At 71.2% G+C, this 8,077-nt stretch carries 4 protein-coding genes and 1 pseudogene; all 5 read left to right on the forward strand.

All coding sequences use genetic code 11. The features are described 5' to 3' along the window. Positions 1-301 precede the first annotated feature (301 nt). The 5 genes and pseudogenes from ACIRFL_RS37850 to ACIRFL_RS37870 all read left to right on the forward strand — a co-directional run bounded on the left by ACIRFL_RS37850 (position 302) and on the right by ACIRFL_RS37870 (position 7,519). Complete coding sequence (locus ACIRFL_RS37850; protein ID WP_404038360.1) at positions 302-2,191, forward strand: right-handed parallel beta-helix repeat-containing protein; 1,890 nt, start codon at positions 302-304, stop codon at positions 2,189-2,191. 151 nt (positions 2,192-2,342) lie between these two features. Continuing rightward, positions 2,343-4,772 (forward strand): glycosyl hydrolase family 95 catalytic domain-containing protein, encoded by a 2,430-nt coding sequence (locus tag ACIRFL_RS37855; protein WP_404038363.1) that lies wholly within the window; start codon positions 2,343-2,345, stop codon positions 4,770-4,772. A 301-nt stretch (positions 4,773-5,073) separates the two neighbouring features. Next, positions 5,074-5,463: pseudogene (locus ACIRFL_RS37860) on the forward strand (DJ-1/PfpI family protein); the annotation flags it as partial. A gap of 13 nt (positions 5,464-5,476) precedes the next feature. Further along, a complete protein-coding gene (locus ACIRFL_RS37865) occupies positions 5,477-5,965 on the forward strand; it encodes a helix-turn-helix domain-containing protein (RefSeq protein ID WP_404038366.1) in 489 nt (162 codons plus the stop codon). A gap of 159 nt (positions 5,966-6,124) precedes the next feature. Further along, entirely contained in the window at positions 6,125-7,519 is a 1,395-nt protein-coding gene (locus ACIRFL_RS37870; protein ID WP_404038369.1) for a DJ-1/PfpI family protein, read from the forward strand. The last annotated feature ends 558 nt before the right edge of the window (positions 7,520-8,077 follow it).

Consider the following 8,077-nt stretch of genomic DNA (forward strand, 5'->3'; position numbering starts at 1 on the left):
GTATTGACGACACCACGGCACGAACATATTAACTATCGGTGCTCGATCAGTGACCCACTAATCGTGTACGCGATGCCGTGCGCGTGCTCCTCCGGAACGAGCACCCCGAGGGGCGGGCCCCGCCCCCTTCGGGCCCCCCGGGTCCAGCGGCGGCCGACGAGACGCCCCCGGACGGCGCCGACGTTCCGCACCAGGAACACGAGCCCGCGCGGCACAGCGCCGGTGACGGCACGGAACACACCGGCCCATCCACGCGGATCCGGACAACGACATCAGGCACTCCACGCGGCAAGGAGAACTCGTGCCAACCACCCAGGTACGACCCGTACGACGAAGGACCAGAAGAATTCCCCTGCTGCTTGCGGCCGGCGCCCTGCTGGTCGGCGGCGCCACCCTGGACCCGCCCGACGCGAGCGCCCAGGCCGCCGGCTGCAAGGCCACCGAGCTGTTCGTGTCCCCCGACGGGAACGACAAGGCCAAGGGCACCAGGAGCCATCCCTTCAAGACCATCGAGAAGGCGCGCGACCACATCCGCGACAAGGGCCTCAACCGGCCCGGCACGATGCGCTGCGACATCCACGTCAACCTGCGCGCCGGCGACTATCCGGTGAGCCGGACCGTCGAACTCGACGACCGCGACTCGGGCACGGGCGGCCACCAGGTCGTCTACCGCTCCTACGACGGCCCCGGCAAGGCCCGGGTGATGGGTGCCGAGCCGGTGACCGGCTGGGAGGAGTACAAGGACGGCATCTACCGTGCCGACGTCGGCACAGAGAACCCCTTCTACACCCTCTTCGAGGACGGCACGCGCGCCACCACCGCCCGCTACCCCAACCGCAAGTCCGACGACGAGTGGGCCCCGTACCTCACGTCCACCCTGCCGGAGCCGGAGAAGGAGGCCGTCCACCAGTGGCTGTACTCCAACCCCGGTGACTGGGACGCCAAGTGGGACCTCAGCAACGCCCAGGCGGTGGTCTGGTCCGGCGGCAGCTGGAGCTGGTTCACCGATACGGTCCCGATCCGGGACTGGAACCCCGCCAAGAACCAGATGACGCTCAAGTACTGGACCCGGTACGCGCTCAACAACTCCCGCGGCGGCTCGCGCTACTTCCTCCAGAACTCGCTCGACTTCCTGGACCAGGCCGGCGAGTACTACCTGGACTTCAAGAAGGGCCAGCTCTACTACAAGCCCCGGGGCGACATCAACGACGTCACCGTGCTGCGTCCCACGGTCAAGACCTTGTTCGAACTGGCCGGCACCGGCCCCGACCGGCGGGCGCAGGACATCACCCTGGACGGACTCGCCCTGCAGTACACCGACTTCGTCGACTGGTACCGCAACGGGTGGATCAGCGACGGCGACTCCGGCGAGGTGCACAAGTACCCGGAGTACGACCGGCAGATCGAGATGCCGCGCAACCGGTTCGGAGCCGTCTTGGTCACCAACAGCCGGGACATCACCCTGTCCCGGCTGAAGATCTCCGACACGGGCTACCACGCCGTCTACGCACTCGCCGCCAACGACCGACTGACGGTCCGCGACAGTCTGCTGGAGAACATCGGCGCCGACGGAATCAAGGTGGAGGGCCCCTACCCGGGAGAGGGAAACACCTCGAACGGCCACCTGCTGACCAACAACTACATCACCCACTACGGCGAACTGAACCCCGGCGACGCCTCCGGCATCGAGCTGATGAACACCGGGCACAACACGGTCAGCCACAGCCACGTCAAGCACAGCGCCCGCTACGGCATCAGCCTTGAGGTCCGACCGGAAGTGGCCCTCAAGGACAACTACGCCCGGGGCAACACCTTCGAGTACCTGCGGATCGACGAAGCCGGCCTGGACAGCGGCGACATGGGCGCCTTCTACACCTACGGCGTCAACAACGTCGAGCCGTACCCGATGGACAACCACGTGCGCCAGATGGTCGTCGGCGACGTGCTCCCGGACGAGTCGATGCCCGACAGCGGCACCCGGGGCATCCACATGGACGCCGGCGGCTGCGGCTTCACCTTCGAGGACATCGAGGTCGGCAGGACCACCGACCAGTCGTACCAGAGCTACCGGTGCAACGACGTGAAGAACGCCAACTGGGAGGACGGATACGACGCCTCCAGGATGGAGTACGACAAGATCGGCGTCACCGCCGGCTTCCCCTACCCGCTGCCCGACGGAGACACCCAGTGAGCGGTCGCTGAGCGTTCGCGTCCGACGAGCGCCCCCGGGCAGCGTGCCGCACGTGCCGCTGCCCGGGGTGCGGTGGGCGCGGGCCCGAGCCCGCCCGTGCCGAGAGCCCAGGCACCCGCACCGCCCTCAACACATACCTGGAGGCATTGCCATGCCCGAGTTGTCCCGACGAAACGTCCTGGCCGCGGCCGGAGCCTCCGCGGCGGCGACCGCACTGAGCGCCGCTCCCGCACAGGCCGCGCAGGAGGCGGCGGACACCAGCGCGTCGGCGGCGCGAGGAGGGGACCACGCCGCCGACCCGATGCGGCTGTGGTACCGCGCCCCGGCGGGGGAGTGGCTGGAGGCCCTGCCGGTCGGCAACGGCCGGCTCGGCGCCATGGTCTTCGGCGGCACCGACACCGAACGGCTCCAACTCAACGAGGACAGCCTGTGGGCCGGCGGCCCCAACGACTACGCCCGTCCCGACGCGGTGAAGCACCTGGCGGAGATCCGCCGCCTCGTGGTCGAGGAGAAGTGGAACCAGGCACAGCGGCTGATCGACGCCGAGTTCCTGGGCAGCCCCTCGGAGCAGGCCGCGTACCAGGTGCTCGGCGACCTCGAACTCACCCTCGCGGGCCAGGGCGAGGTGAGCGACTACGAACGCGAGCTGGACCTGGAGACCGCCATCGCCCGCACCACCTACACACAAGGTGGCGTACGCCATGTCCGGGAGGTCTTCGCCAGCGCACCCGACCAGGTCCTCGTCGTCCGGATGACGACGGACACCCCGGGCACCGTCGGCTTCTCCGCCCGCTTCACCAGCCCGCAGCGTTCCGGGGACTCGGCCGTGGACGCGCACACCATCGCCCTCGACGGTGTCAGCGGCGACTGGTACGGCCTGCCCGGCTCGGTGCGCTTCAGGGCTCTGGCGCGCGCCGAGGCCGAGGGCGGCCGGGTGCGCACCGACGGCGGAACACTCACCGTCGAGGGCGCCGACGGCGTCACCCTCGTGATCTCGATGGCGACCAGCTACCGCAACTACCTCGACGTCGGCGCCGACCCCGCCTCCCGCGCCCGCAACCACCTGGCACCGGCCGCGAGGAAGCCGTACGCACACCTGCGCGCCCGGCACGTGGCCGACCACCGGCGCCTGTTCGCCAGGGTCGCCATCGACCTGGGCCCCTCGGAACGGGCCGGGCTGCCCACCGACGAACGCATCCCGCTGTTCGCCGACGGCAAGGATCCCCAACTGGCCGCGCTCTACTTCCAGTACGGCCGCTACCTGCTCGCCTCCTGCTCCCGGTCGCCCGGACAGCCCGCCAACCTCCAGGGCCTGTGGAACGACGGCCTGAACCCGGCCTGGGAGTCCAAGTACACCGTCAACATCAACTTCGAGATGAACTACTGGCCCGCAGGACCCGGCAACCTCGCCGAGTGCTGGGACCCGGCCGTGCGGATGGTGCACGAACTGGCCGAGTCCGGCACCCGCACCGCCAAGGCCCTCTACGACGCCCCCGGTTGGGTACTGCACCACAACACCGACGGCTGGCGCGGCACGGCACCGGTGGACGCCGCCCAGTACGGCATGTGGCCGACCGGTGGCGCCTGGCTGTGCGTGATGCTGTGGGACCACTTCCAGTTCACCGGTGACACGGGCGCGCTGAGCCGCAACTACCCGGTGATGAAGGGCGCGGTGGAGTTCTTCCTCGACACCCTGCAGGTGGATGCGGAGACCGGCTGGCTGGTCACCAATCCCTCGCAGTCGCCGGAGGTCACCCACCACCAGGACGAGGGCGAGAGTGTCAGCATCTGCGCCGGCCCCACCATGGACATGCAACTGCTGCGGGACCTCTTCGACGCCTACCGGCAGGCCGCCGGGGTGCTGGAGCGCGACCCCCGGCTCGTCGAACGAGTCACCGAGGTCCGCGACCGGCTCGCTCCCACCCGCGTCGGCTACCTGGGCCAGATCCAGGAGTGGCTGGTGGACTGGGAGGAGGCGGCCCTGGTCAGAAGCCGACACATGTCCCACCTGTACGGGGTGTTTCCGAGCGCGCAGATCACCCCGAGGGGCACGCCGGAACTCGCCGCGGCCGCCAAGAAGAGCCTGGAGCTGCGCGGTGCCGCGGGACAGGGCTGGTCCCTCGCCTGGAAGATGAACATGTGGGCCCGGCTGCTGGACCCGGCGCGCGCCTACCAGCACCTGGCGGACCTGCTCACCCCGGCGCGCACCGCGCCCAACCTCTTCGACCTGCACCCGCCCTTCCAGATCGACGGCAACTTCGGCGGGGTCTCCGGCATCACCGAGATGCTGTTGCAGAGCCACGCCGGCGAGATCGAGCTGCTGTCCGCCCTGCCCGAGGCCTGGCCCACGGGATCCTTCCGGGGACTGCGGGCGCGCGGCGGCTTCGAGATCGACCTGGAGTGGACGGCGGAGGGGATCACCCGCGCGGAGGTGCGCTCGCTGCTCGGCAATCCCGTACGGATCCGCACCCCGCACCCGGTGCGCGTCGAGGGCGCCGCCGTGGACCGCCCCGAGCGGAGTGTGGTGTCCTTCGGCACCCGCCGCGGCGGCCGGTACCGGCTCGTCCCGGTCACCCAGTAACGGCGCTCACACCCCGTCACCGCGGCCGTCTCACCGAAAGGGGACGACCGCGGTGCCGACGCGGGGGCCTGGAACGTCCTGTCGAACCGCGGCCACACATGGCGCGTGCAGGAACGGATCCGTGTTCGCCGCCTCTTGAGTGCCAGATCTGTCCACTATCCGTGCTCGGCAGCCCGCGTGCGGGTGGTCTGTGGTGGCTTACCGTGGCGGGGTGAGCAAGGAGACGAACGGGTGCACCGGGCGGGTACTGGTCCTGGTGCTGCCTGAGGTGAATCTGCTGGACCTCGGTGGTCCTGTGCAGGTGTTCGACGCCGCGGCGCATCTCGGCGGCGGCTACCGGCTGGAGTACGTCGCCGAGACGGAGGGTCTGTGCTCCGCCCAGGGGCTGCGCCTGGCGGGGCTGGCACCGTTGTCGGCGAGCCGGGCGGAGCCCGGTGATCTGGTGCTCGTACCGGGGCCGCGGCTGACCGGATCCGACCGGCTGGTGGCACCCGCCGTGGTGCGCTGGGTGCGCGAGGCCTACGACACGGGTGCCCGGGTGGCGTCGGTGTGCAGCGCTGCCGCCGTCCTGGGGGAGGCGGGGCTGCTGGACGGACGCACGTGCACCACCCACTGGTCGCTCACCTCGGCGATGCGCGACCGGTACCCGCGGGCCCGGGTGCGCGAGGCCGCGCTCTACGTGCACGACGGGCGGATCAGCACCAGTGCGGGCATCTCGTCGGGGATCGATCTCGCGCTGTCCCTGGTTCGAGCGGGACCGCGGCCCGGAACTGGCCGCGGGAGTCGCACGCGAACTGGTGCTCTATCTGCGGCGCGACGGGGACGCCGCACAGATCAGTCCGTTCCTGCGGCACCGCGACCACGTCCAGCCCGCGGTGCACCGGGTGCAGGACCATCTGGCGCAGCATCTCGACGCCACCTTCACCCTGCGTGACCTCGCCGGCGTCGCCGGGCTGTCCCCGCGGGGTCTGACGCGGGCCTTCACCACGGCCACCGGTATCACCCCGTTCGCCTACCAGCGGCAACTGCGGCTGGAGCGGGCCCGCACCCTGCTGTCCGCTACCGACCTGACGGTGGAGGCGGTCGCGCTCCGCTGCGGATTCCGTGACGCTCGGCAGCTGCGCCGGGTGGTCGCCGGCGCCTTCGGAGCCCCGCCCTCGCAGTTGCGCGCACCCCTGCCGCCGGCCGTCTGACAGACCCGGCCCCCTGAGTGGGGCCCGGTTCCCGGACTCCGCCCTGACTCGGGCTTCTTCCCTTTCTCTCTTTGCCTTTCCCCGTTCCCGTTTCCATGAGGGCCGACGGCACCGCATTGCCGATCGACGCCCGGATTGTTGAGGTATGTCTTGTTCAAGGTGAGTTCCGAGGCGCGCAAGGGGCGCCGGGCGGTGCGCCGTATCGGCTGGGTACTGCTGGGTACGGCTCTGTCCGCGGCGTCCTTCGCGGGGATCGCCTTCGCGGGGGTGAGCGCGTCGATGGCCGACAGCTTCGCCGCCGCCCCCCGCGGATCCGATGCCAGGGCGTGGCCGGCCGCCCGGCCGGTGCCGGACGGCCGTATCACGGTGGCCGTCGCGGTCAGCAACGCGGGTTCCGTGGCCACCGACGTACTCGCGCCCTACCAGGTGTTCGCCGAGTCGCGGAAAATGTTCGTCTACACGGTGGCCGCCGAACGCCGTGTCTCCCCGCTGTCCGGCGGCGCCCATCTGCTGCCCGACCACACGCTGGCCGAGGTGGAGAACGGCATCGTGCCGGAACCCGATGTGGTGGTCGTGCCTGCGGTGACCGACCCCGCAGGCGCGGGCGAGGAACATGTGCGCCGGTGGATCGTCGAACGCCACCGCAGGGGCGCCCGGATCCTCGGGGTGTGCGCGGGCTCCGAACTGCTGGCCGCCTCCGGTCTGCTCGATCACCGCGACGCCACGTCGTTCTGGTCCAACATCGGCTCCCTCGAGCGCAATTACCCACACGTCGACTGGAAGCGCGGGCAGCGCTACGTCGAGGACGGGCGGGTGACCACCACCGCGGGTGTCACCTCCGGCACCGTGGGCGCCCTGCGGGTGGTCGAGGAACTGGCCGGCAGGGCGGAGGCGACCCGTATCGGCACCGGCCTGTCCTACCCCGGCTGGACTCCGGACGGACCGACCGAGATACCCGCCAACCACCTCGCCCTCGGCGACCTGCCGTACGCCCTCAACGCCGCGTTCCCATGGCTGCGCCCCACCACGGCCATCGGCCTGGTCGACGGCGTCGAGGAGATCGACGCGGCCGCGGCCTTCGAAGGGTACGGCGGAGTCTCCTTCGCCACCCGGACGGTGATGATCGGCGCCGGCGACACCGTCACCACCCGCCACGGCCTGGTCCTCGTCACCCGGCCGGCGCAGGGAGGCGCCCACGGGGCGGACCGCTTCGTGGTGCCCGGCGTCAAGGACACCTCCGGCATCGGCAGTGCGCTGCGCGGCTGGGCCCGACGCAGCGGGCTCACCGCCGAACTGCCCGACGGAGGACGGCGCTCCGGGGAGTTCGGCTTCGATCCGGTGCTGCGGCACCTCGCCGAGCACAGCGACCGCCGTACGGCGCTGGTCACCGCGAAGTTCTCCGAGTACCCCTCGGCCCACCTGGAGCCGAGGGGCGCATCCTGGCCCTGGCGGCCCACTGTGCTGGCCGCGGCGGCGGTCGTGCTCAGCGTGGGGGTCGGGCTGGCACCGACGGCTGTTCGACGCACGGTACGACGGCGGCGCCCGACGGCGTAGCGTCCCCGACACCCCGAGGGTGCCGGCGCCGGCACGCGGCCTGCCGACCCGTGCCTGCCGGACGCGGGCATCGGCATCGGCGAGGAAGAGGGCATCGCGGACGACGCCCCGGTCGGTGCCGGGTTGCCTGGGACACCGCGCACCTGAGACCGCCCTGGGGCTGCAGCGGGGGAGCGCCCGACTACTGCCGGCCGTCCCGCGTGGGGACGGTGCGGCGGCGGTGTCGTCCCGGCCCGCAGGCCGAGGCCCTGCGGCGGGTCTGCGTCATGTGCCGGACGGCAGGGGGGGCGATCGCGCGGAAGCCGTCCTCCCTGGCAGCGCCCCGCCGGGGGCAGTAGCCGGGGCGCGGGCACGTGGTCCCGTGGTCGGGCTCCGTGCCCGCGCATCCGGCCCGCTCAGGGCGTGGCTACGAGGGAGTGGCTGTCGGTGTACGCCTGCAGCGGGAGTGTAATCTAACGGCGGTGTATACCGAGAGGCTGTCCGACGTCGGGGCTTCGGCCTCGGTCGGCTCGGTCGCGGACAGCTATGACAACGCGATGGCCGAGGCCCTGAACGGCA

Source organism: Streptomyces sp. NPDC102462, from assembly GCF_044765425.1.
GTDB lineage: Bacteria > Actinomycetota > Actinomycetes > Streptomycetales > Streptomycetaceae > Streptomyces.

Bases quoted from the DNA above. Each gene is read 5' to 3' on its own strand.
- ACIRFL_RS37855 (WP_404038363.1), top strand. From the start codon at position 2,343: ATGCCCGAGTTGTCCCGACGAAACGTCCTGGCCGCGGCCGGAGCCTCC.